Source organism: Cupriavidus sp. FW306-01-F10A (assembly GCF_058782785.1).
In genome coordinates this window covers 440,232-462,848 of sequence record NZ_JBYSYA010000002.1, presented here as the reverse complement: position 1 = coordinate 462,848, position 22,617 = coordinate 440,232, and the positions used below count along the sequence as shown (strand labels likewise).

Below are 22,617 nucleotides of genomic sequence, written 5' to 3'. Positions count from 1 at the left end.
GCGGGTCCCGGCTTAGCGGATGCGCGGGCGCAGGCGCCGGCGTTCATAGAGTTCAGCGGGCTTGCGCGCCGCGGCGGGCACCAGGCGCCCGGCGACCACCAGCAGCAGCACGCAGGTGACGGAGGTCACCAGCACCAGCAGGTTGGCGGTGTTGTCGTCGCCGGCCTGCACCGCCTCATAGATGGCGACTGACAGCGTCTGCGTGCGTCCGGGCAGGTTGCCGGCGATCATCAGCGTGGCGCCGAATTCGCCCAGCGCGCGGGCAAAGGCCAGCAGCACGCCGGCGATGATGCCGCGCGCGGCCAGCGGCAGCGTGACACGGAAGAAGATGCCGGCTTCGGGCACGCCCAGCACGCGGGCGGCGTTTTCCAGTTGATGGTCCACGCCTTCAAAGGCGGCGCGCGCGGACTTGAGCACCAGCGGGAAGGCGACGATGGTGGAGGCCAGCACCGCGCCCTGCCAGGTGAAGACCAGTTCGATGCCCAGGCGCGCCAGCCACTCGCCGAAGACGCCACGGCGCCCGACCAGCACCAGCAGGTAATAGCCGAGCACCGTGGGCGGCAGCACCAGCGGCAGCGTCAGCACCGCATCGACCACGTCGCGCAGCGGGGAGCGCCAGCGCGCCAGCGCCCAGGCCGCGCCGACGCCGAGCACGGCATTCAGCGCGGTGGCCCAGCCGGCCACCTTCAGCGACAGCAGCAGCGGTACCCAGACGGCGTCCATGGTGCGCGCAACGCTCCGTCAGGGCTTCTGGAAGCCGAAACGCGACAGGATGGCCTGGCCTTCCGGCGAGGCGACGTAGTCGACGAACTGCGCCGCTTCCTTCTGCTGGCGCGTCTGGCCGGTGATGGCGATGGGGTAGGTCACCGGCGTGCGGCTTGGCACGCGCACTGCCACCTTGACCTTGTCCGGCATCACCGCGGCGTCGGTGGCAAAGACGAAGCCGGCCTCGACCTCGCCGCGCGCGACGTAGTCCAGGCTCTGGCGCACGTTCTGCGCCGGCACGCCCTTGGCGGCCACGGCGTCCCACAACCCGGCCGCTTCCAGCGCGCCGCGGGTGTAGCGGCCCACCGGCACCGAGGCCGGGTTGCCGTAGGCGATGCGCTTGACTTCCGGGCGGGTCAGGTCCTGCAGCGAGGCGATGGCCAGCTTGCTGTCCGCGGGCACGATCAGCACCACCTGGTTGGCGGCGAAGTTGCGGCGCGAGGCCGGCGCGATCACCTTCTCGGCCTCGGCCTTGTTCATTGCCTCCTGGTCGGCCGAGGCAAACACGTCGGCCGGCGCGCCCTTGATGATCTGCTGCATCAGCACGTCGGACGCGCCGAAGTTCAGCACCACGTGCGTGCCGGGATGGGCGCGCTCGAACGACTCGGCCAGCGACTTGAAGGCATTGGTCAGGCTGGATGCCGCGGACACCACCAGGTCGGTGGCAAAGGCAGGCGGCGCGGCCAGCGCCAGCGTGGCGACGGAAGCGGCCAGCAGGAACCCGCGGCGGCAGGAACGAAGGGCAAACATCGGAATCCTCGGGAATCGGCCGGCCGGCGTGTGCGGCAAGGCCCGTGCGGGTGGACTGTCATGCGCAATATACGTCTGTATATAGCGCTGCGTCAATGATGCGCCATGACGGCGGTCATGGGTATTCGATGTGGCTAAAGTGCTTTATCAGCTACTGCGAATGAGGCCAGGGGTGGGAGCCGGCGCCCCCGGGCGCCAGCCGTGCCGGTTTCACGCCGGCGGCATGCCTTCCTTGAACAATGACTTCAACTGGGTGCGCAACTCAGGGGTGTCCTGATGCTGGTGCACCGCTACCGCGTGCTGGACCGCGGCTTCGAGCAGTTCGTCTTCGCTGTCGGCGCTCATTGCCACCGTGCAGTGGGTGTCGCTCGGGAACTCGCGGCAATCGATAAACTTGCGTGCCATGATGCCTCCTGACGCCGGCCCGCAGAGTGGGCTGGAGCCGGTGCATCCAGTATAGGCACGGCGGTAGCCGTCTACAGCACTGGCGTCAGCACCCTGCCATCAGCCAGGAATGCATCCAGGTTCTGCAGCGTCAGCGCGGTCATGGCGGCGCGCGTTTCATGCGTGCCGCTGGCCATGTGCGGCGCCAGCACGACATTGTCCAGTGCCAGCAGCGCGGGCGGCACGTTGGGCTCGTCCTGGAACACATCCAGGCCGGCGCCGCCCAGGCGCCCGTCAACCAGAGCCTCGACCATTGCCGCCTCGTCGATCACGCTGCCGCGCGACACATTGACCAGGATGCCCCTGGGCCCGAGGGCGTCGATGACCTCGCGCGATACCAGCCCGGCCGTCGACGGCCCGCCGACGGTGGCCACCACCAGGAAGTCGGCCCACGTCGCCAGCGCCTTCAGGTCAGGCTCGAAGCGCCACAGCGCGCCCTCGCGCGGGCTGCGGTTGTTGTAGGCGATCTCCATGTCGAAGCCCTGCGCGCGGCGCGCCACGATCTCGCCGATGCGGCCCAGCCCGAGGATGCCGAGCTTCTTGCCCGACACGCGCGTGGTCAGCGGGAAGCCGCCCTGCGGCCAGCGCCCGGCGCGCACGAAGCGGTCGCCATGGGCGATGCCGCGCGCCGCGTCCAGCAGCAGCCCGAAGGCCAGGTCGGCAACGCAGTCGTTGAGCACGTCGGGCGTGTTGCTGACCTGGATGCCGCGCGCGCGGGCCGCATCCAGCGCGATCGCGTCATAGCCCACGCCGAAGCTGACGATGGCTTCCAGGCGCGGCAGCGCATCGATCAGCGCCGCGCTGCAGCCGTGGCGCGCCGAGGTCACCACCACGCGCACCTGCTGGGCCTCGCTGCGCGCCCACGCGATCGGATCGGCCTGCTGCCACAGCGCCGCGGCGCCGTACTGTTGCTGCAGGGTGGCATTGGTCTGCGGCGCGAGCGGGCCGACCTGGAGGATCTGGGGAGCAGGCATGGGATGCGGGATGCAAGGAGGGGACGGGCAATGGTAGCGCAAGGGCCCCCCATGCGCAGGGAGCAGGCAAAGCGTGCGCGCGCAAGTTGTGCGATGTTCGTGCAGGCAGGTGGTATCGCGCCCGCGGGCGGCGGGTTATGCTGCGATCCTGATCCCTGTTGCCCCACTTCACGTGCCATGAAAACCATCTACCTGGCTGGCTTCGACGTCTTTCGCAAGGATGCGCGCGCCTGGGGCGAGCACCTCAAGGCGCTGTGCGCGGCGCACGGCTTCAGCGGCCTGTATCCACTCGACAAATCCGCGCCCGATGGCCTGTCGGGCGCCGACACCGCGCGCTGGATCTATGACGCCAATCTTGCGCTGCTGCGGCGCGCCGACATGGTGATGGCCAACCTCGACGATTTCCGCGGACCGGGCGAGCCGGATTCCGGCACCGCGTTCGAGGTGGGCTTTGCGGTGGCGCTGCAGAAGCCGGTCTGGGCCTACAGCGCGGATGCGGGCACGCTGCGCGAGCGCGTCACCGTGGCCACCGACGAGGATGGCGCGCCGCTGGATACGCGCGGCTTCGTGGTGGAGGATTTCGGGCTGGGCAAGAACCTGATGCTGGCGTGTGCGGCGAAGCTGGTGCAGGGTGGGGCGGCCGAGTGCCTGGCGGCGATGGCCGAGGCGATTCACCGGCGCGCCGCTGAAGCGGCCGCGCGCCGCGAGCGCGACGCGGCCGCGTGGGGCGACGACTAGCGCTGCAGCGACTGCACCCCGGCCGCGATATCGGCCGCCGTGGTGGCGACGATCTCGCGGTACGCCGCCACGACGCCATCGACCGCGCCGGGCGCCGGCAGCTCTGCCTGGGTGCGGCCGCTGACCACCTTGCCGTCAGGCAGCCGCCGCACGGTCCAGTTGATGGTGGCGCCGGCACGCTGGCCCACGTCGGCATCCAGGCGCAGCACTTCCGTGGTGATCCGGTACAGCGGCTGCACGTCGGACATCCCCTGCTGGTAGGTGTCGACCGCGCCCAGCGTGGCCTGCAGGCGTTGCGACAGCGCGTCGCGCAGCTCCTCAGGCAGCGGCGCGGACCAGCGCGCCAGGTCCAGCAGGCGCAGGCCGGCATCGCCGCCATCGCGCACCACCAGTTGCGGGCGGTTGAGCCGCTCCGGCACGCGCACCGGCGCGACTTCCAGCCATAGCGTGTTGGTCGATGCCGGCGTCGTCGTGGCCGGCAGCGGCGCGGCCGCGCCCTGCGCCAGCGTGTAGTAGCGCGGCTCGGGCGAGGCGCACCCGGCCAGCACGGCCGCGGCCAGCGCGCCGGCGAGGAGGCTGGTGATAGAAAGGCGCTTCATCATTCTTGCTCCGGCTTGCCGCGCAGCAGCGCTTCTGGGTGGCGTTCGAGGTAATCGGTCAGCGTGCGCAGCGACGTGGCGGTGCGCGTCAGCTCCTGCAGCATGCGGCGCGTGTCCTGCTGCAGCGGCGCGTCCGAGGCCAGCGTGCCGTTGGCCGCGGTCAGGGTCTTGCGCGCGTCCTGCAGCGCGGCCAGCACCTGCGGCGCGACGTCGCCGTTGAGCTGCTGCACCAGCTTGTCGGCGGTCGCCAGCGTCTTGTTCAGGCTGGCCACCGTGGTGCGCAGGTCCTGGCCGATCTGGTCGAACGGCACCTTGTCGATGCGGTTGACGATATCGCCCACCTGCGCCTGCAGCTGGTCGAAGGTGCCAGGCGTGGTGGCGAATTCCGGGATCGGCGCGTCCAGGTCGACCTTGGCCGGCGGCGCCTTCGGGAAGAAGTCGAGCGCCACGTAGAGCTGGCCGGTGAGCAGGTTGCCGGTGCGCAGCTGCGCGCGCATGCCACGCTGCAGCAGCCCCTGGATGATCTTGCGCGCGCGCTCGCGGTCTTCGACATCGCGTTCGCGGAAGCCCATGCGCGACGGGTACAGCTCCACCACCACGGGCATGCGGAATGCTCTCTTGTCGCGCTGGTACTCGATGCCGATCGAACGCACCTGGCCCACGATCACGCCGCGGAAGTCCACCGGTGCACCCGGCGAGAGCCCGCGCACGGACTGGTCGAAATTCAGCACCGCCAGCGTGGGCGCCAGTTCTTCCGGCTCCTTCATCGCCTCGGCCTGGTCGTTGGCCAGCAGGAACTGCGTGTTCTCGGACGCGGCGTCGGTGGCAGTGGTGTGGTCCGGCGCCTGGAAGGCGACACCGCCCAGCAGCACTGTCACCAGCGACTGGGTCGACAGCTTGAGCCCGCCCGCATCGAGCTTCAGGTCCACGCCACTGGCATGCCAGAAGCGCGTGTCCGCGGTGACCAGCTTGTCATAGGGTTTGTTGACGAACACGCGCAGCGTGAGGTCGCGCCCGTTGGGGTCGAGCTGGTAAGCCACCACCTGGCCCACCAGCACGCGCCGGTAGTAGACCGGCGAGCCGATATCGAGCGAGCCCAGCTCGGAGGCGCGCAGCACGAACTGCTTGCCGGAGGCATCGGTGGTCACCACCGGCGGCACTTCCAGCCCCTTGAAGTCGCGCGCGGATTCATTCGACTTGCCCGCGTCCACGCCGATATAGGCGCCCGACAGCAGCGTCTCCAGCCCGGACACGCCGCTGGCCGCAAAGCGCGGGCGCACCACCCAGAAGCGGGTGTCGGCCACGGCGAAGTTCTCGGCGTCCTTGGTCAGGTCGATCGACGCCACCACGTGCGAGCGGTCGCGTGCCAGCCGCACCGACTTGACCAGCCCGATGTCGACGTCCTTGTAGCGTACCGCCGTCTTGCCGGGCGTCAGGCCCTCGGCCGTGCGGAAGGTGACCGTAATCTCCGGCCCGCGCGAGGTCAGCGTATGCACCAGCAGCGAGATGCCGACCACCGCGGCGACGATCGGGATCAGCCAGACCAGCGAGGGCAGCCAGCGCGCGCGGCGCCGTCGTTCGGGCCGCGGCAGGCCCGGTGGTGCCGGCGGGGGCGAAGCCGAGGGCGTGGAGGCTTGGTTGTCAGTGTCGGGCATTGTTGTCTTCCAGCGAATCCCACAGCAGGCGCGGATCGAAGCTGAGCGAGGCCAGCATGGTCATGACCACGACCGCGCCGAAGGCCATGGCGCCGCCGCCTGGGATGATGGTGGCCAGCGCCCCGGCCCGCACCAGCGAGGCCAGCAGCGCCACCACGAAAATATCGAGCATCGACCAGCGGCCGATCACCTCCACCAGCCCGTACAGCCGGGTCTGCTGCCGGATCCGCCAGGTCGAGCGGAAATGCACGGACAGCAGCAGGAAGGTGAGGATCACCATCTTCAGCAGCGGCACGATGATGCTGGCGATCAGCACCAGCCCGGCCAGCATGTGCGAGCCGGACAGCCACAGGTAGATCACGCCGGACAGGATGGTGTCCTGCTGCGTGCCGAGGATGGACTGCGTCACCATTACCGGCAGCACGTTGGCCGGAATATAGAGGATAAAGGCGGCCAGCAGGAAAGCCCAGGTGCGCGCCAGGCTGTCGGGCTTGCGATGGTGCAGGGTGGCGCCGCAGCGCGGGCAGGGCTCGCCCTCCAGTGTGCGCGGGCTGACCAGGTCGCAGGCATGGCACGACAGCAGGCCCAGCCGGCTGGCGGTCGGGACCTGCGGCAGCGGACTGCGCTCGTCGTCGTCGGTGAGCTCGGCCACCACCTCGCGCGCCAGCTGGCGCGGGCGGGCCAGGCGGCCGCCTGGCTGGCGGGGACGCTGCGACGGCGGTTGCGGCTGGTCCGTCATCGGCCTTCCTCGCCCGCAGCCGCGGCGTTGTCATCGGGTGTTTCCAGATGGCGCCAGAGGTCGCGCGGATCGAACGACAACATCGCCGCCAGCACGATCACCAGCGCCGCGAACGACCACAGCGCGATGCCGGGCAGCACGCGCGCCATGCTGGACAGCTTCACCAGCGTGACCAGCACGCCGATCATGAAGACTTCGATCATGCCCCAGGGCCGGGTCTGGCGGATGCCGCGCACGATGCGGTCGAAGCCGGCGGGCATGCGGTGCTGCGCCATCGGCACCAGCAGATAGGCCATCATCAGCATCTCGGACAGAGGAAAAAGGATGGTGGTGGCGAACACCAGTGCCGCCACCAGCCCCATCTTGTCGGTGTACAGGGCCTGCACGGCGCCCAGCAGCGTGGTCTGGGTGCGGACCCCCTGCAGGTCCATCTCGACGATCGGGTAGGCGTTTGAGACCAGGAACAGGATCAGCGCGGTGATCACCAGCGGCAGCAGCCGTTGATACTGGCGGCGGCTTTCGCGGTAGAGCTGGCCGCCGCAGCGCAGGCACAGCGCGCGCTCGCCGGGCGAGATCGGCGTGCGTTCGTAGACCGCGTCACAGTATTCGCATGCCACCAGCCGGTGCAGCGCGGCCGGCGAGAGGTCGGGGGTGGCGGGCGCGCCGGGCGCGTCGTGTCCTGCCATCAGCCGGGGTGCTTGCCGGTCGTGGCCGGCGGGACGTCGGGGTTGTCGACCACGGCCGGCGCCGGTGGCGCGGCCGCCAGTGCCTCGCTCTGCTTCAGGTCTTGCTTTACCTCTGCCTGCGAGCCGATGGTCCAGTCGCGCAGCAGCGCATAGGCCACTGCCAGCAGCGTCGGGCCGATGAACACGCCCAGGAAGCCGAACGCGAGCGCGCCGCCGAGCACGCCCAGCATGATCCAGATCAGCGGCATGCCGGTGCCCTTGCTGATCAGCAGCGGCTTGACGATGTTGTCAGCCATGCTGACCACGCCCACGCCCCATACCACCAGGAAGATGGCCCAGCCGGTGGCGCCGGTGTGGTACAGCCACAGCGCGGCCGGCAGCCACACCAGCGGCGGGCCGACCGGGATCACCGACAGGAAGAAGGTCACGAAGCCAAGGATCGCCGCGCCCGGCACGCCCGCGATCCACAGGCCGATGCCGGCCAGCACGGCCTGGATGAAGGCCGTGCCCAGCACGCCGTAGACCACGCCCTTGACGGTGCTGCCGGCCAGCTCCAGCAGGTGGTCGGCGCGCTCGCCGGCGATGCGGTGCATGCCCGCGCGCAACCAGGCAATGGCAAGCTCGCCGCCGGTGTAGAAGAAGAACGCCAGGATGATCGACAGCGCCAGCTGGCCCAGCCCGGCGCCGATCGACAGCCCGGCGCCCAGCAGCATGTGGCCAACCGGGGCGATCAGCTTGCGCAGGTTGGCGACCATCTCGGAATCGGCATTGATGACGCTGTTCCAGGAGTTCTGCAGGTAGGAGCCGACATAGGGCAGGCTGCTCAGCCAGGCCGGCAGCTGCGGGATGCCGTGTTCCCTATAGCGGTCAACCAGCGCGGACAGTTCGTCCAGGTGAGCCGAGAAGCTGGCGCCGGCATAGACGAACGGACCCAGCACCACCACCGTGGCCAGCAGCACGCAGATCAACGCTGCCAGGCTGCGCCGGTTGCCCAGCCAGCGCGACAGCACCGTATACGGGTACCATGAGCTGAAGGCCAGGATCGCGCCCCACAGCAGCGCGGTGGTGAACGGCGCGAGCACCAGCAGCGAGCCGCCGATCAGCACGATCAGTGCGAAGACGGCTGCGATTTTCTCAATTAACTGGCCGGAACTCATGGATGGATCTCCCTTGGTCCCGCCGGTGTGACGGGAACGGCGTAAATATAGCTTACGTTGGGTGGGGCGATGCGGAAGGGGGGCGGTGGGTTAGTCGTCACTATGGCGGTGGGCCGCTGCGTGCGGCGTGTTCCCCTCGTGGGGGGCACAGTGCCATAGGTTTGTGACGGTGGATAGCGGGTGGGTGCTTGGGCTTTTTGCTAGCGGTCGGTATGTGGCGCTTGGTCGGCGTGGCTGTTTCGCCGGCGTAGCCGGCGAGTCACTTTTTGTCCGAGCGACAAAAAGTAACCAAAAAACGCGTCGCCTGTGCGGCTGGCAATCAATTCCACGGTGTTGGTGGTTCGAGCGGTGGTGCTTGCCGTTTGGGCGTGGTTGCCCGTTCGACCCTGCTACGCCATGTGAGTCAGGGACAGTGCCTGCGTTAACCCACTATTGAACGATCCCCATGCAGGGCGTAGGCCGCCTGCTGCCAGCCGCATCGCGGGGACGCCTACGGCTGCTGCGCGGGTCCAAAATGCGCCGTCGCGCACTGGGCGCTTGTGCGTAGCGCAGCCGAACGCGTTGATGCGTACTCTCAATCCGGCACCGCCATCACCCCGCTCTTGAGCAGTGCAGCCACCAGATCGGACTGCGTCACCATCCCCACCACGCGCCGGTGGTCGTCGATCACTGGCGCGTGGTGCAGGCCGCCATCCGAGAACGCCTGGGCCAACTCCACCATCGGCTGCTCGGGTCGGGCGGTGACGACGGCGCGTGTCATCAGGTCCCGCACGGTACCAGCCAGCCGCCGCGCACCGGTATCACGCTGCGCCGCAAAAAAATCGCTTTGGGTGATGATGCCCACCAGCCGCCGGGTGGCGTCCACCACCGGCAGGGCCTTGATACGGTGCCGCGACAGCAGGTGCCCGGCCTCATGCGCAGGCTGGTCCGCGGTCACCATGACTACGTCGCGCGACATGATCTCGCCGCACAGCACGTTGCCGAAGTGGCGCCGGTAGGCGCGCAACTGCGCGGCCACCAGGATCTGTTCGAGGTCGTCTTCTTCGATATCCAGAAATTCGCCGCGCACCTTCAGCGCGGCATCGAGGTCGGCGCGGGTGACGCCCACGCGCTGGGATGGCGGCACGTCCTTGGTCCCGTGCTGCATGGCCGGCTCGGGCGGGCGGTGCGGGTAGCGCCGCCGCGACAGGTTGTTGAAGGCCAGCGCCATCATCAGCAGCAGCATCGAATTGAACAGCACGGGCACGGCAACGAAGCCGAAGCCCAGCGCACTGACCGCCGGCCCGCCGAATACGGCGGTGATGGCCACCGCGCCGCTGGGTGGGTGCACGCAGTGGAACTGGAACATCAGGGCGATGGAGACGGCCACGGCGACCGCTGCGGCCAGGCCAGGGTCCGGGATCCAGCGCGCGCACGCCACGCCGACCACCGCGGCAATCAGGTTGCCGCCAATCACTGACCAGGGCTGTGCCAGCGGCGATGACGGCACCGCGAACAGCAGCACCGCGCAGGCCCCCATCGGCGCGACAAACCAGGGGTTGAAGCCGCCCAGGGTCTGGTGGCTGATCCATTCAGTGCAGAGCAGGCCCAGCAGGGCGCCCAGGCAACTTTTGAGGCGCTCCTTGCGGCTGGCGGCAACGGGTAGCGGAACGAATGTGCGCAGCCATGCACGGGCATTCTGCGCCAGGGCAGAGACAGCGGGGGCGGTTGGCATTCTTGTGACGGGGGGCGCTTTGGAATGGTGCGCGTAATATATCACGGGGTGATATATTTGGCCGCCTTTGGTGCAATGCATCCCAATCGTGGGGCGTGATGCACCGCACAAGCGCATGGCGGCGCCGGGCGTGGCGCCCCTGCCGGTGGGGTAGCGCCGGGACCTGGGCGGGTCCCTTTACTTGTAGGTCGACAGCAGGATGCTGGTCTCGGTGGCGCTGATGCCGTCGATCAGCCGGATCCTGTCCAGCGCGCGGTCGAACGCTTCCAGTGTGTCGGCGCGCAGTTCGGCAATGATGTCCCAGCGGCCGTTGGTGGTATGCAGGGCCTGCACATTGGGCTCGCCGCGCAGCGCCTGCAGCACGGTGCGGGCCTTGTTGCCTTCCACGGCAATCGTCATCCAGGCGCGGATCCGGTGTGCTTCGGCCTCGGGCCGCAGGCGCACCGTGTAGCCAACGATCACCCCTTCCTGTTCCAGTTTGTCGATGCGGTTCTGCACGGTCGCGCGCGACACGCGCAGCGCCTGCGCCAGCGCCGTGACCGGCATGCGCGCGTTGTCGCGCAGGAGGGAAATCAGCTGGTGGTCGGTGGCATCCATGTGGGGTGGGCAAACAGTCTTTTCAAAGCGCCAGCGTAGGCTGACATTTTGATAAATGCCTCGCGCAAATTGCGCAAGTTGCTGGCTATTAGTTAACACCAGCTTGCCCGAGAATTCAATCGACCGATTGATTTCCCGAAACCTGCCATCAAAAAAGGAGCCCCCGTGACCCACTCCCCCACGATCCTGCTGGTCGAGCCGACCTTCTACGATGTGTCGTACAGCATCAATCCGTGGATGGACCCGGCTGCCTGGGCGCGCGACCCGCGTGGCATGCACCGCAGCGCGATGCAGTCGTTCGACGCGCTGCGCGAGGCGCTGGGCCGGGCCGGCTTTGCGGTCGAGGTGGCCCCCGGCGCACCGGGGCTGCCCGACATGGTGTTCCCGGCCAACGCCGCGGTGGTGCTCGATGGCCGCGCGCTGCTGGCGCGATTCCGTTACCCGCAACGCCGTGGTGAAGAAGCGCCGTTCGCCGACATCTTCGGCAAGCTGCGCGAACGCGGCCTGCTCGACGAAGTCGCGCTGCTGCCCGAGGGCTGCTTCCAGGAAGGCGCGGGCGACTGCATCTGGGATGCCGGCCGCGGCCACTTCTGGGCCGGGTTCGGTCCGCGCTCGTCGCATGAGGCGGCCGTGGCGGTGTCGAACTACTTCGGCAAGGACGTGGTGGCGCTGGAGCTGGCCACCGAGCAGAGCTACCACCTGGACGTCTGCTTCTGCCCGCTTTCCGGCGGCGAGGTGCTGTACTACCCGCCAGCCTTCAGCGAAGCGGCGTTGCGCGAGCTGCGCGCGCGCGTGCCGGCGCGGCTGCGCATCGAGGCCAGCGCCGACGACCTGCGCCACTTCAGCGTCAATGCCGTCAATCTCGACGACCAGGTGGTGATGACCCGCACCACGCCGCACCTGCGCACCGAGCTGGGCCGGCGCGGCTACCAGCTGCATGAGGTCGACCTGTCGCCCTTCATGCTGTCCGGCGGCGGCGCCTATTGCATGACGCTGCGCCTGGATCGCCGCAGCGGGCGTGGCGTGGCCGCGGCGGCGGCCTGAGCAGACCATCAAGGAGAGGGTCATGAAGAACACCGCCCGATCATTGTTTCTCGATGCCACGGACGTCGCCCGGCTGGTGGCCTTGATCGGCCCGCAGGCCGCCATCGTCGACCTGGCCGGGCAGGTCCGGCAGGCCTTCCTGCGCTGGCACGACTTCGACAAGTCCGCACGGCTGGCGAGCCATTCCGCGCGTGGCGTGATCGAGCTGATGCCGGTCAGCGACGGCATCCAGTATGCGTTCAAGTATGTGAACGGCCATCCGCGCAATGCGCAGCATGGCATGCCGACGGTGATGGCCTGTGGCTTGCTGGCCGAAGTGGAAACCGGCTTCCCGCTGATGCTGGCCGACCTGACGCTGGCCACGGCGCTGCGCACCGCGGCCACGTCGGCGCTGGCGGCGCGCGCCATGGCGCCGCCCGGTGCGGCGACCATGGCGCTGATCGGCAACGGCGCGCAGGCCGAGTTCCAGGTGCTGGCCTTCCAGGCGATGCTGGGCGTGCGCGAGATCGCCGCCTATGACATCGATCCCGCCGCCACCACACGGCTGATGCGCAACCTTGGTGGCGTACCCGGACTTTCGATCCGGCGTGCCGAATCGATCGAGGCCGCGCTGGCCGGGGCGGACATTGTCTCCACGGTCACCGCCGACAAGACTCGCGCCACCATCCTCGCGCCGGAAATGGTGCGGCCCGGCATGCACCTGAATGCGGTGGGCGGCGACTGCCCCGGCAAGACTGAACTGCACCCCGATATCCTGCGCCGCGCGCGCATCGTGGTGGAGTACGAAGACCAGACGCGCATCGAAGGCGAGATCCAGCAGTTGCCGCCCGACGCGCCGGTGACCGAGCTGTGGCAGGTGCTGGCCGGCCACGCGCCCGGCCGCGCGGCGGCGGACGAGGTGACCGTGTTCGATTCGGTCGGGTTTGCGCTGGAAGACTACGCCGCGCTGCGCTGGCTCTACGCCGCAGCGCAGGCGCACCGGGCGGGCAGGGCGGTTGAGCTGGTGGCGATGCCGCCGGATCCGCGCAACCTGTACGGCTGGATGATGGCGCAGGCCGACGGCGACGAAGCCGGGCTGGCAACGCCCCGGCAGGCGGCAGTGGCCTGAGGCTGCAGGCGATGCCGGGGCCGGCATGGCCCCGGTGCAGCCGTGCTCAGGCGGCGCGGCCCATCATCAGCTGGGCGCGCAGGAAGCCCTTGACCTCTTCCAGTGACGGCGTCTTCAGGAACACCATGATGCCCCAGTGCTGCAGGGCATCGGCCACGCCTTCATAGGCCTGGCGGTTGGTGATCACGGCAAAGATCACGTGCTGGCTGGCAAAGAAATTCTGCAGCTTCTCGATGGTGGCCGACTCGGCGTCGTTCAGTTCGTCGACGTAGTACAGCACCACGCGCGGATGCTCGCTGACCGAGGTGATGACGGTGTCCAGCACATCGTCGACCACCACGCTCTTGAGCGGCAGCCCCCATTTGGCAAGCTGGCCGTGGATGCGCTGCGCTTCCTGGTGGTTGGGGTGGAACACCACCAGGTCCAGGCCGTGCGGCGACGCCGATTCCGGCCCGATGCGCGTCGCCAGCAGGCGGTGCACGGTTTCCTTGTGGATGCGCCGATGGCCGCCGTTGGTCTTCCAGGCGCCAAGTTCGCCGCGCTCGACCATCTTCTGGACGGTGCCCAGAGAGACGTTAAGCAGTTTTGCCGCTGTACGCGTGCTGTAATAAGGCTTTTCAGCCAGTGCCGGATCCAGTTTCATCCCATCACCCGTGGTCCTGAAGGCAGTCGCGCCGGGACGGCGCCCGCGGCGCCAGGCACATGCGCCGCGCGCTTGTCACTGCCAATGGTTGACTGACCCTGTGTCCTGGCCCGCTCCCCCGCCGGCCGGACGGCTTTCTTTATAAATTTGTTGTTTCTTTCATTTCCAGCCGATCAGCGACTTTCTGGACGTATTGAAGATCTCAGACTCGGATCTGCTGGAAGCCAATAATATGCCGCAAACGCCAATCCATCTGTAAGAAAAAACATAAATCCATCGCGTATTGGTTGTTTAACGCACATTGGTGCTTGCAGGCAGACACGACAGTAACGCAGACATTGTCCTGCGCAGGTGGTTCCCCGGGATTCGACGCAGCGTCTGAAGCATCCGCTGAATACAGCGGGCGCTTCAGAGTTCTGTCGTGACATGACAGATTGCGCGGCATGGCCGGCGCGACTGTCCCCGATTCACCGGCCACGCTTCAAAGCCCGTACTTGCGCACCTTGTCGAACAGCGTGGTCTTCGCCACGCCCAGGGCTTCGCTGGCGCGGCTCAGGTTGCCGTCGTGGCGGCGCATGGCATCGGCAATCAGTGCGCGCTCGAATTGCTCGACTGCCTGCGCCAGCGGCAGGGCTTCTGGCGCGGTGGTGCCGTGGCCGGGGTTGCAGCCCAGCCCCAGCACATGGCGCTCGGCCAGGTTGCGCAGCTCGCGCACATTGCCGGGCCATGGGTAGGCTACCAGCGCGGCCAGCTCGGCCGGGGTCGCGGGCACAGCCTCGCGGTTGAAGCGCAACGCGGCCTGCGCGACGAAATGCTCGAACAAAGCCGGCACGTCTTCGCGCCGCTCGCGCAGCGGCGGCAACTCCAGCGTGATCACGTTCAGGCGGTAGTACAGGTCGGCGCGGAACTGGCCGGCATCGGAGAGCGCGCGCAGGTCGGCCTTGGTGGCGGCCACCACGCGCGTGTTGACCGGCACCGGCTGGTTGGAGCCAAGCCGTTCCACCACGCGTTCCTGCAGCACCCGCAGCAGCTTGATCTGCAGCGGCATCGGCATGCTCTCGATCTCGTCGAGAAACAGCGTGCCGCCTTCGGCGTGCTCGATCTTGCCGATGCGGCGGCGCGCGGCACCGGTGAACGAGCCGGCTTCATGGCCGAAGATCTCGCTCTCGAACAGCTGCTCTGGCAGGCCGCCGCAGTTGATGGCAACAAAGTTGCGCGCGTGGCGCTGGCTGGCCTCATGCAGGCAACGCGCCACCAGTTCCTTGCCGGTGCCGGTCTCGCCGTGGATCAGCACATTGGCGTCGGTGCCGGCCAGGTCGGCGATCAGGCGGCGCAGCCGCTCGACCGTGGGCGAATGGCCGATCAGGTGGGCTTCCAGCTTCTGGCGGCCCGCCAGCCGTTCTCGCAGTTCTGACACTTCCAGCGCAAGCCGGCGTTGCTCCAGCGCGCGGCGCGTGGCGTCCACCAGCTGCTCGGGCGAGAACGGCTTTTCCAGGAAGTCGTAGGCGCCTTGCTTCATCGCCTGCACCGCCAGCCCCACGTCGCCGTGGCCGGTGATCATGATCACCGGCAGGGCCGGGTCGCGCTCGCGCAGTTGCGCGAGCAGCGCCATGCCGTCCTGGCCCGGCAGGCGAATGTCGCTGACGACCACGCCGGCATAGCCCGGCCCGGCCTCGCGCAGCGCGGCCTCGGCGCTGCCCACGCCGCGCGTGGCAATGCCCTCCAGGCGCAGCGCCTGCTCGCAGCCCAGGCGCACGTCGGCATCGTCCTCGACGATCAGTACGGTCAGGTCAGCCGGCATGCTTTGCGTCCTGTGGGTTGGCGTCGTGCGCCGCCAGCGGCAGCACCAGCGTGAAGCAGGCGCCGCCGTCCGGGTGGTTGGCGGCGGACAGGCTACCGCCGTTTTCATTGAGGATGCCGGCCGACAGCGTGAGGCCGAGCCCCAGCCCTTGCCCGGCGGGCTTGGTGGTGAAGAAGGGCTCGAACAGCCGTGCGAAGGCTTCCTCGGACAAGCCGGCGCCGTTGTCGCGCACGGTCAGGTGGACCATGGCGCCCGCCACGTGCGCATGCAGCGCAATGCGTGGCGCGGACTGGCCGGCAACGGCATCGAGCGCGTTGCCGAGCAGGTTCACCAGCACCTGTTCCAGGCGGTTGGGATCGCACACCACTGCCAGCGTTGGATCGATATCGCGCTGCAGCGCCGGTTGGACCGCGTCCACTCGCGTCTGCAGCAGGAACAATGCGTTGTCCACCGCTTCGGCCAGCCTGGCCTGGCGGCGGCCGTTGCCGGACTTGCGTGCAAACGACTTGAGCGCGCCGGTGATGCGGCCCATGCGCTCGACCAGCCCGATGATGGTGTCGAGGTTGGCGCGCACGGTGGCGTAGTCGCCGCGCTCGAGGAACTTGCCGGTATTGCCTGAGATGGTGCGCAGCGCCGCCAGCGGCTGGTTCAGCTCATGCGCGATGCCGGTCGACATCTGGCCCACGGCGGCCAGCTTGCCTGCCTGCAGCAGCCCGTCCTGGGCCTGGCGCAGCACGGTCTCGGCACGGATGCGTTCGGCCACCTCGGCCTGCAGGCGCTGGTTGGAGGTGGACAGGTCGGCGGTGCGATCGGCCACCTTGCGCTCCAGCTCGCTGTTTGCCGCCTCCAGCGCGGCGCGCGCCGCCAGGCGCTCGTTGACGATGCGCCGGCGCACGTTCCACGCCGCCCCCAGCAGCAGCACGAAGGCGCTCAGCACGCCGGCCAGCGCCGCCGTGTTGAGCGCGGCCACGCGTGCCTGCGAGGTATTGGTCAGCAGCGTCAGCTGCCAGTCGGTGCCGGGCAGCGCGGCATGCTGCGCCAGCATCGGCGGGCCGCTGCGCAGTCGCACCAGTTCGTCGCTGCTGCTGCCGTTGCCGTTGCTCAGCTTGCGCACCAGGGTCAGCGGCAGTTGCGGCAGCGGGGCGCGGTTGTACTGCAGGCTGCGCGTCAGGCGCTCGCGCGCCTCGGGTGACAGGGGGCGCAGCGCGGCCAGCTTCCACGACGGGTCCGAGGCCAGGATCACCACGCCGTTCTCGTCGGTCAGCAGCATCTGGCTGTCCGCGCCCTGCCAGCGGTTCTCCAGCGGCTCCAGGCCGATCTTGACCACCGCCACGCCGACCGGGTTGTCGCGCTCGCCCAGCGGCGCCGACAGGTAGTAGCCCGATTCGCTGCGGGTGGTGCCCACGCCGTAGAAGCGGCCCAGCTGGCCGTCCATGGCCGCCTGGAAGTAAGGGCGGAAACTCAGCGCTTCGCCCAGGTAGCTGTCCGGGCGCTGCCAGTTGCTGCTGGCCAGCACCTTGCCGTGCGCATCCAGCACATAGATCACGCGCGTGCCGGCGCGCGTATTGAGGGCGCTCAGGTAGTCATTGGCGCGTGCCGCGCGGGCGGCGTCGTCCGGGCGCAGCAGCAGCGCGGCGATGCGCTCGTCCAGCGACAGCAGGCCGGGCACGTAGTCGTAGTGGGCCAGCTCGCTTTCCAGTGCCTGCGTGTACAGCCGCAACTGCACCTGGCCGCGTTCGGCCTGTCGCGCCAGCGCGGTGTCGTAGCTGTAGCGGTAGCCGAGCGAGCCCGCCAGGCCCACCAGCATGGCCAGCGCCAGCAGCGCGAGCAGCGGCGCAAGGCCGCGCAGGCCGTGGGGCAGGCGCGAGCCGGTGGGTGCGGCGGACGCAGGTGCGGTGGCGCGGGTGGTATCGCCGGGAGGGTGTAGCGGACCGGTCATCAGGTGTTGGGTGAGGCAGGTGGCAAAGCCGCCGCGCGGGCAAGACGGGCAGGGGCTGGCGCGGGTGCCTACTTTTACCACACCAGGGGGGCAGTGCCGCGCCAGAATGCAAAAAGGCCCGGTTGCCGTATCGGCAACCGGGCCCTGGCACGCCTGGCGGACGGTATTACTTGCCCGCGAGGACCTGGGCAGGTGCCAGGCCGGTGGTGGTATCCGCGGCGGGTTCATCCTCCTCGGACGGTACCGGCGCGCCGATGGCGCCTTCGCTTTTGGCGACGACGGCGGTGGCAATTGCATTGCCGAGCACATTGGTCACGGTGCGACCCATGTCGAGTACGTGGTCGATGCCCAGCACCAGCAGGATGCCGGCCTCCGGCAGGCCGAACATCGGCAGCACGGCGGCGACCACCACCAGCGAGGCGCGCGGCACGCCGGCGATGCCCTTGCTGGTGACAAGCAGGACCAGCAGCATGGTGATCTGCTGGGTCAGCGACAGCTCGATGCCATACACCTGCGCCACGAACAGCGCGGCAAACGAGGTGTACATGATCGAGCCGTCCAGGTTGAACGAGTAGCCCAGCGGCAGCACGAAGTTGGTGATGCGCTCCTTGACGCCGAAACGGGTCAGCTGGTCGATCACCTTCGGGTAGGCCGATTCGCTGCTGGCGGTGGCGAAGCCGATCATCAGCGGCGCGCGCATCTGCTTGAGCAGGCGGAACACGTCACGGCCCAGGAAGAAGTAGCCGCCGGCGATCAGCGCCACCCACAGCAGCGCCAGCGCCAGGTACAGGCTGCCAATCAGCTTCGCGTACACGACCAGCACGCCCAGGCCCTGCGCGGTGATCACCGCCGCGATCGCGCCGAACACGCCCACCGGGGCAAACGCCATCACGTAGTTGGTGACCTTCAGCATCACCGTGGCGAGGCCTTCGATGCCTTGCAGCACGGGCTTGCCCACGCCGTCCTTGACCGTGCCCAGCGCAAAGCCGAAGAACAGCGAGAACACCACGATCTGCAGGATTTCGTTGTGCGCCATCGCCTCGACAAAGCTCTTGGGGAACATGTGGGCGATGAAGTCGCGCAGGTTCAGCGCGCCGGTCTTCAGGTTCGAGGCCGCGTCAGCCGGCGGCAGCGGCAGGTTCATGCCGTGGCCGGGTTCCAGCAGGTTGGCCATCACCAGCCCCAGCAGCAGCGAGGTGATCGAGGCGCCAATGAACCACATCATCGCCTTCAGGCCGATGCGGCCCACGGCGCGGCCATCGCCCATGCTGGCGATGCCGGCCACCAGCGTGGCGAACACCAGCGGGCCGATGATCATCTTGATCATCCGCAGGAATACGTCGGTCAGGATGGACAGGTGGTCCGCAATCGATTTGGCGGTGGCGGCGTCCGGCGCCATGTTGTGCGCGGCGGTGCCGACCAGCACGCCGAGCAGCATCGCAATGAAGATCAGGGTGGGCAGTCGATTCAGTTTCATCGTGGATCAGGCCTGTGCGTCCGTCTCCTGTGGCAGGGACGGGCGTCTGTGTATTGCGGGAAGGCTGGGCGGCGATGTCGGGGCGCCGGGCCGGCCTTGTCGTGGTTCAGCGCGGCAACAGGTGCCGTGGGTTCGCCGGGGTGGCGAAGGGGGTGGGCAAGGCGGGGTCGGTCATGTGTGTCCTCCTTTGTTTTTGGCATCGGCCGGGACGCCGGGCGGCGTGCCGGCATACCCGTCTGGCGCTGTAAGCGGCGGCCTATATTGCACGCGCCGTGCCAGCCCGAAAGGGCTGCAGGAGTTGTGCAACTTGTTGAATACAAAGGAGAAAAAGATGTGATTCCGGCGCACGATTCGGGAATCCGGACCGGCATGCGAAAACGCCGTTCGGGAATCCGAACGGCGTTCTAGGTGTTAACCCGGGTTTTGGGGTGCCTGGCAGCGGGGAGGATGGGGCGTTTGCCGGCGTCACAGGGCTGGAAAAAACCGAGGGCCTTGCTTGATGTGGTTCCTGGCTAAACCACCCCTCACCCCGGCCCTCTACCCATGAGGGGAGAGGGAGAACACCTTGCTCAGGCTAGCTCGGGCGGCATTGGTGCACCCTTTGCAGGCGCCGGGGAACTCATTTCAGCCGCCGTCCCAGCGTTTCCGGCACCATTGCCAGGCCGATCAGCGATACCAGGCCACAGCCGATCACATACAGCGCGGGCGCATTGGCGTCACCGGTGACCTGGATCAGCCGGGTCGAAAAATACTGCGCAAAGCCGCCGAAGATCGCGATCGCCACGCAATACGCGATCGACAGCCCGGTGGCGCGCAGCCGCTGCGGCAGCACCTCGCTGACCAGCACCATCGAGGCCGGCGCGGTCATCGACATCGGCACCGACAGGCAGCCCACCACCACCAGCAGGCGCGTCAGCGACGGCTCGGCGTTGATCAGCACGAAGGCCGGGTAGACCAGCGCCAGCAGCGCCACGCGCGACCACAGCACCACGGTCTTGCGGCCGATGCGGTCAGCCAGCCAGCCCGCGAACGGCGACAGCACCACCTGCACCAGCGCCGCCACGCACGCGGCCCAGATGCCCAGCGACAGCGGCATCTTCAGCACGCTGACCGCGTAGTTGCTGAGGTAGTACACGACGATATAGGTCGAAGAGGCCAGGCCGATCATCAGCAGGATGCTGGCGATGATCTCGCGGCCATGGCGGCGCAGCAGCGGCCATTGCGCGGCGTGCTCGCCGTGGCGCGCGGGCGCGGCGGTTTCTTCCAGCCGGCGGCGGATGATGAGGCCGACGGGAATCACCAGGATGCCGATCAGGAAGGCGAGGCGCCAGCCCCACGCTTCAAGGTCCGCCGGCGCCAGCACGTTGCTCAGCACCAGCCCGGTGATCGCGCCCAGCAGCGCCGCCAGCCCCTGGCTGAACGGCTGCCACGCGGTATAGAAGCCGCGCGTGCGGTCATCTGCGTATTCCAGCAGCAGCGCGGTCGATGCGCCCATTTCGCCGCCGATGGCAAAGCCCTGCACCAGCCGCGCCACCACCACCAGCACCGGCGCGAGGATGCCGATCTGCGCGTACGGCGGCGTCACCACGAAGATCAGCGAGCTCAGCCCCATCAGCCACAAGGTCAGCGCCACCGCCGGCTTGCGCCCGGCGCGGTCGGCGTACATGCCGATCAGCAGGCCGCCCAGCGGGCGCATCAGGAAGCCGACGCCAAAGGTGGCGAACGACATCAGCAGTTGCCCGGTAGGGTTGTCGACCGGGAAGTAGAGCCGGCCGATCAGCGTGGCAAAGAAGCTGTAAACGACGAAATCGTAGAACTCCAGGCCATTGCCGATGGTGATGGCGGCAATGGCGCGCGTGCGTGACAGTTGCGCCTGGGGCGCAGCGACCGCCACGCCGGCGGTGGTGTCGATGGACATGGGTGTCTCCGTAAAACGATAAGGCGCCGGCCGGGGCGCACGCGGCGGCCCGGCGGCAAAACGGCTCTTGCTGGCCGCGGGATCAGTCGCGCGATGCGTGGTTCAGCATCGGCAGGTCCAGGCCCTGCTCGCGCGCGCAGTCGACGGCGATCTCATAGCCGGCGTCGGCATGGCGCATCACGCCGGTGGCGGGGTCGTTGTGCAGCACGCGGGCGATGCGGGCGGCGGCTTCATCGGTGCCGTCGCACACGATCACTACGCCGGAATGCTGCGAGAAGCCCATGCCCACGCCGCCGCCATGGTGCAGCGAAACCCAGGTGGCGCCGCTGGCGGTGTTGAGCAGCGCGTTCAGCAGTGGCCAGTCGGACACGGCGTCGGAGCCGTCTTGCATGGCCTCGGTTTCGCGGTTGGGGCTGGCGACCGAGCCCGAATCCAGGTGGTCGCGCCCGATCACGACCGGCGCCGACAGCTCGCCGCTGCGCACCATCTCGTTGAAGGCCAGGCCCAGCTTGGCGCGCAGGCCCAGACCCACCCAGCAGATCCGCGCCGGCAGGCCCTGGAAGCTGATGCGCTCGCGCGCCATGTCGAGCCAGCGGTGCAGGTGCTCGTCATCGGGGATCAGTTCCTTGACCTTGGCGTCGGTCTTGTAGATGTCCTGCGGGTCGCCCGACAGCGCGGCCCAGCGGAACGGGCCGATGCCGCGGCAGAACAGCGGGCGGATGTACGCGGGCACGAAGCCGGGGAAGTCGAAGGCATTGGCCACGCCTTCTTCCTTGGCCATCTGGCGGATATTGTTGCCGTAGTCGAAGGTCGGCACGCCCATCTGCTGGAACGCCAGCATGGCGCGCACATGCGCGGCCATCGAAGCCTTGGCGGCCTTGACCACTGCCGCCGGCTCGCGCTGCGCGCGCTCGCGGTATTCGTCCCAGCTCCAGCCGGCCGGCAGGTAGCCGTTGAGCGGGTCATGCGCGCTGGTCTGGTCGGTGACCATGTCCGGGCGCACGCCGCGGCGCACCAGTTCGGGCAGCACCTCGGCGGCGTTGGCGCACAACGCGATCGAGATCGCCTTGCCTTGCGAGGTGTAGCGGTCGATGCGGGCCAGTGCGTCGTCCAGATCGGTGGCCTGTTCGTCGACGTAGCGGGTCTTCAGGCGGAAATCGATGCGGCTTTGCTGGCATTCGATGTTGAGCGAACAGGCGCCGGCCAGCGTTGCGGCCAGCGGCTGCGCGCCGCCCATGCCGCCGAGGCCGGCGGTCAGCACCCAGCGCCCCTTCAGGTTGCCGCCGAAGTGCTGGCGGCCGGCCTCGACGAAGGTCTCATAGGTGCCCTGCACGATGCCCTGGCTGCCGATGTAGATCCAGCTGCCGGCGGTCATCTGGCCGTACATGGCCAGGCCCCTGGCGTCGAGTTCGTTGAAGTGTTCCCAGTTGGCCCAGTGCGGCACCAGGTTGGAGTTGGCGATCAGCACGCGTGGCGCGTCGCGATGGGTGCGGAACACGCCCACGGGCTTGCCCGACTGCACCAGCAGGGTCTGGTCGTCTTCCAGGCGGGTCAGCGCTTCCACGATGCGGTCATAGCATTCCCAGTTGCGGGCGGCGCGGCCGATGCCGCCATAGACCACCAGTTCCTTCGGGTTCTCCGCCACCTCAGGGTCGAGGTTGTTCATCAGCATGCGCAGCGGGGCTTCCGTGAGCCAGCTCTTGGCCGTCAGCGTGGTGCCGCGGGGAGCGCGGATTTCGGTGTCGCGGAAACGCGTGGTGGTGGTGGTCTTGGTCACGGGAACTCCTTCGGTCGTGCTGGTCTGGAACGCTCGCTTTTTCGGGCGATGCATAGGCATGTATATTCCTGTATATACAAGTACGTATAAAT

Annotated in this window: 20 protein-coding genes; 3 read left to right on the top strand and 17 right to left on the bottom strand. The window is 68.4% G+C overall.

Features of this window, described 5'->3' with window-relative positions; translation table 11 throughout:
* Window positions 1-12: 12 nt before the first annotated feature.
* The 4 genes from modB to AC3WLF_RS05100 all read right to left on the bottom strand — a co-directional run bounded on the left by modB (window position 13) and on the right by AC3WLF_RS05100 (window position 2,933).
* The gene (gene modB / locus AC3WLF_RS05115; RefSeq protein WP_492317556.1) at window positions 13-723 is read right to left on the bottom strand and encodes a molybdate ABC transporter permease subunit; all 711 of its coding nucleotides are present in this window, start codon (window positions 721-723) and stop codon (window positions 13-15) included.
* Window positions 724-741: 18 nt separating this feature from the next.
* A complete protein-coding gene (modA, locus tag AC3WLF_RS05110; protein WP_492317555.1) occupies window positions 742-1,515 on the bottom strand; it encodes a molybdate ABC transporter substrate-binding protein in 774 nt (257 codons plus the stop codon).
* A gap of 210 nt (window positions 1,516-1,725) precedes the next feature.
* A complete protein-coding gene (locus AC3WLF_RS05105; protein ID WP_013955718.1) occupies window positions 1,726-1,920 on the bottom strand; it encodes a DUF1059 domain-containing protein in 195 nt (64 codons plus the stop codon).
* 71 nt (window positions 1,921-1,991) lie between these two features.
* Entirely contained in the window at window positions 1,992-2,933 is a 942-nt protein-coding gene (locus AC3WLF_RS05100; RefSeq protein ID WP_492317554.1) for a 2-hydroxyacid dehydrogenase, read from the bottom strand.
* A gap of 177 nt (window positions 2,934-3,110) precedes the next feature.
* Between AC3WLF_RS05100 and AC3WLF_RS05095 the strand changes: the two genes are divergently transcribed.
* Window positions 3,111-3,671 carry a nucleoside 2-deoxyribosyltransferase gene (locus AC3WLF_RS05095; protein WP_492317553.1) on the top strand — a complete coding sequence of 187 codons (561 nt, stop codon included), beginning with the start codon at window positions 3,111-3,113 and terminating at the stop codon, window positions 3,669-3,671.
* On the opposite strand, the gene AC3WLF_RS05090 is transcribed toward AC3WLF_RS05095, so the two are convergent.
* From AC3WLF_RS05090 to AC3WLF_RS05060, 7 genes are all read right to left on the bottom strand, one after another.
* The gene (locus AC3WLF_RS05090) at window positions 3,668-4,273 is read right to left on the bottom strand and encodes a PqiC family protein (protein ID WP_492357909.1); all 606 of its coding nucleotides are present in this window, start codon (window positions 4,271-4,273) and stop codon (window positions 3,668-3,670) included. The genes AC3WLF_RS05095 and AC3WLF_RS05090 overlap by 4 nt on opposite strands.
* Window positions 4,270-5,925 carry a PqiB family protein gene (locus tag AC3WLF_RS05085; RefSeq protein WP_492356813.1) on the bottom strand — a complete coding sequence of 552 codons (1,656 nt, stop codon included), beginning with the start codon at window positions 5,923-5,925 and terminating at the stop codon, window positions 4,270-4,272. The genes AC3WLF_RS05090 and AC3WLF_RS05085 overlap by 4 nt, the downstream gene beginning before the upstream one ends.
* Window positions 5,912-6,664 (bottom strand): paraquat-inducible protein A, encoded by a 753-nt coding sequence (locus AC3WLF_RS05080; RefSeq protein ID WP_492356812.1) that lies wholly within the window; start codon window positions 6,662-6,664, stop codon window positions 5,912-5,914. The genes AC3WLF_RS05085 and AC3WLF_RS05080 overlap by 14 nt, the downstream gene beginning before the upstream one ends.
* Entirely contained in the window at window positions 6,661-7,350 is a 690-nt protein-coding gene (locus tag AC3WLF_RS05075; RefSeq protein WP_492357908.1) for a paraquat-inducible protein A, read from the bottom strand. The genes AC3WLF_RS05080 and AC3WLF_RS05075 overlap by 4 nt, the downstream gene beginning before the upstream one ends.
* Window positions 7,350-8,507: an AI-2E family transporter gene (locus AC3WLF_RS05070; RefSeq protein WP_010811543.1), complete on the bottom strand. Its 1,158-nt coding sequence runs from the start codon at window positions 8,505-8,507 to the stop codon at window positions 7,350-7,352. Before AC3WLF_RS05070 ends, AC3WLF_RS05075 begins: the two co-directional genes overlap by 1 nt.
* 574 nt (window positions 8,508-9,081) lie before the next feature.
* Window positions 9,082-10,221 carry an HPP family protein gene (locus tag AC3WLF_RS05065; protein ID WP_492317548.1) on the bottom strand — a complete coding sequence of 380 codons (1,140 nt, stop codon included), beginning with the start codon at window positions 10,219-10,221 and terminating at the stop codon, window positions 9,082-9,084.
* A gap of 177 nt (window positions 10,222-10,398) precedes the next feature.
* Window positions 10,399-10,818, bottom strand: a complete 420-nt coding sequence (locus AC3WLF_RS05060) for an Lrp/AsnC family transcriptional regulator (protein WP_010813068.1) — start codon at window positions 10,816-10,818, stop codon at window positions 10,399-10,401.
* Window positions 10,819-10,983: 165 nt separating this feature from the next.
* Here AC3WLF_RS05060 and AC3WLF_RS05055 point away from each other — a divergent pair, with 165 nt between their 5' ends.
* Both AC3WLF_RS05055 and ocd read left to right on the top strand, forming a co-directional pair.
* Window positions 10,984-11,862 carry a dimethylarginine dimethylaminohydrolase family protein gene (locus tag AC3WLF_RS05055; protein WP_492317547.1) on the top strand — a complete coding sequence of 293 codons (879 nt, stop codon included), beginning with the start codon at window positions 10,984-10,986 and terminating at the stop codon, window positions 11,860-11,862.
* A gap of 22 nt (window positions 11,863-11,884) precedes the next feature.
* Window positions 11,885-12,970, top strand: coding sequence for an ornithine cyclodeaminase (ocd, locus tag AC3WLF_RS05050; protein ID WP_492317546.1), 1,086 nt, complete (start codon window positions 11,885-11,887; stop codon window positions 12,968-12,970).
* Between the two features lie 46 nt (window positions 12,971-13,016).
* Here ocd and AC3WLF_RS05045 read toward each other — a convergent pair whose 3' ends face one another.
* The 6 genes from AC3WLF_RS05045 to hutU form a co-directional block, all read right to left on the bottom strand.
* Window positions 13,017-13,613 carry a helix-turn-helix domain-containing protein gene (locus AC3WLF_RS05045; RefSeq protein WP_492317545.1) on the bottom strand — a complete coding sequence of 199 codons (597 nt, stop codon included), beginning with the start codon at window positions 13,611-13,613 and terminating at the stop codon, window positions 13,017-13,019.
* 481 nt (window positions 13,614-14,094) lie between these two features.
* The gene (locus tag AC3WLF_RS05040) at window positions 14,095-15,414 is read right to left on the bottom strand and encodes a sigma-54-dependent transcriptional regulator (RefSeq protein WP_010813064.1); all 1,320 of its coding nucleotides are present in this window, start codon (window positions 15,412-15,414) and stop codon (window positions 14,095-14,097) included.
* Complete coding sequence (locus AC3WLF_RS05035) at window positions 15,404-17,353, bottom strand: sensor histidine kinase (RefSeq protein WP_492357907.1); 1,950 nt, start codon at window positions 17,351-17,353, stop codon at window positions 15,404-15,406. The genes AC3WLF_RS05040 and AC3WLF_RS05035 overlap by 11 nt, the downstream gene beginning before the upstream one ends.
* A gap of 166 nt (window positions 17,354-17,519) precedes the next feature.
* Complete coding sequence (locus AC3WLF_RS05030; RefSeq protein WP_492317541.1) at window positions 17,520-18,830, bottom strand: dicarboxylate/amino acid:cation symporter; 1,311 nt, start codon at window positions 18,828-18,830, stop codon at window positions 17,520-17,522.
* A gap of 619 nt (window positions 18,831-19,449) precedes the next feature.
* A complete protein-coding gene (locus AC3WLF_RS05025; RefSeq protein ID WP_492357906.1) occupies window positions 19,450-20,748 on the bottom strand; it encodes an MFS transporter in 1,299 nt (432 codons plus the stop codon).
* Between the two features lie 82 nt (window positions 20,749-20,830).
* Window positions 20,831-22,525, bottom strand: coding sequence for a urocanate hydratase (gene hutU, locus AC3WLF_RS05020; RefSeq protein WP_492357135.1), 1,695 nt, complete (start codon window positions 22,523-22,525; stop codon window positions 20,831-20,833).
* Window positions 22,526-22,617: the final 92 nt, after the last annotated feature.

Excerpts from the sequence above, each read along its gene's own strand:
- modB (WP_492317556.1), bottom strand. The coding sequence starts at position 723 with ATGGACGCCGTCTGGGTACCGCTGCTGCTGTCGCTGAAGGTGGCCGGC.
- modA (WP_492317555.1), bottom strand. The coding sequence starts at position 1,515 with ATGTTTGCCCTTCGTTCCTGCCGCCGCGGGTTCCTGCTGGCCGCTTCC.
- AC3WLF_RS05105 (WP_013955718.1), bottom strand. The coding sequence starts at position 1,920 with ATGGCACGCAAGTTTATCGATTGCCGCGAGTTCCCGAGCGACACCCAC.
- AC3WLF_RS05100 (WP_492317554.1), bottom strand. The coding sequence starts at position 2,933 with ATGCCTGCTCCCCAGATCCTCCAGGTCGGCCCGCTCGCGCCGCAGACC.
- AC3WLF_RS05095 (WP_492317553.1), top strand. The coding sequence starts at position 3,111 with ATGAAAACCATCTACCTGGCTGGCTTCGACGTCTTTCGCAAGGATGCG.
- AC3WLF_RS05090 (WP_492357909.1), bottom strand. The coding sequence starts at position 4,273 with ATGATGAAGCGCCTTTCTATCACCAGCCTCCTCGCCGGCGCGCTGGCC.
- AC3WLF_RS05085 (WP_492356813.1), bottom strand. The coding sequence starts at position 5,925 with ATGCCCGACACTGACAACCAAGCCTCCACGCCCTCGGCTTCGCCCCCG.
- AC3WLF_RS05080 (WP_492356812.1), bottom strand. The coding sequence starts at position 6,664 with ATGACGGACCAGCCGCAACCGCCGTCGCAGCGTCCCCGCCAGCCAGGC.
- AC3WLF_RS05075 (WP_492357908.1), bottom strand. The coding sequence starts at position 7,350 with ATGGCAGGACACGACGCGCCCGGCGCGCCCGCCACCCCCGACCTCTCG.
- AC3WLF_RS05070 (WP_010811543.1), bottom strand. The coding sequence starts at position 8,507 with ATGAGTTCCGGCCAGTTAATTGAGAAAATCGCAGCCGTCTTCGCACTG.
- AC3WLF_RS05065 (WP_492317548.1), bottom strand. The coding sequence starts at position 10,221 with ATGCCAACCGCCCCCGCTGTCTCTGCCCTGGCGCAGAATGCCCGTGCA.
- AC3WLF_RS05060 (WP_010813068.1), bottom strand. The coding sequence starts at position 10,818 with ATGGATGCCACCGACCACCAGCTGATTTCCCTCCTGCGCGACAACGCG.
- ocd (WP_492317546.1), top strand. The coding sequence starts at position 11,885 with ATGAAGAACACCGCCCGATCATTGTTTCTCGATGCCACGGACGTCGCC.
- AC3WLF_RS05045 (WP_492317545.1), bottom strand. The coding sequence starts at position 13,613 with ATGAAACTGGATCCGGCACTGGCTGAAAAGCCTTATTACAGCACGCGT.
- AC3WLF_RS05040 (WP_010813064.1), bottom strand. The coding sequence starts at position 15,414 with ATGCCGGCTGACCTGACCGTACTGATCGTCGAGGACGATGCCGACGTG.
- AC3WLF_RS05035 (WP_492357907.1), bottom strand. The coding sequence starts at position 17,353 with ATGACCGGTCCGCTACACCCTCCCGGCGATACCACCCGCGCCACCGCA.
- AC3WLF_RS05030 (WP_492317541.1), bottom strand. The coding sequence starts at position 18,830 with ATGAAACTGAATCGACTGCCCACCCTGATCTTCATTGCGATGCTGCTC.
- AC3WLF_RS05025 (WP_492357906.1), bottom strand. The coding sequence starts at position 20,748 with ATGTCCATCGACACCACCGCCGGCGTGGCGGTCGCTGCGCCCCAGGCG.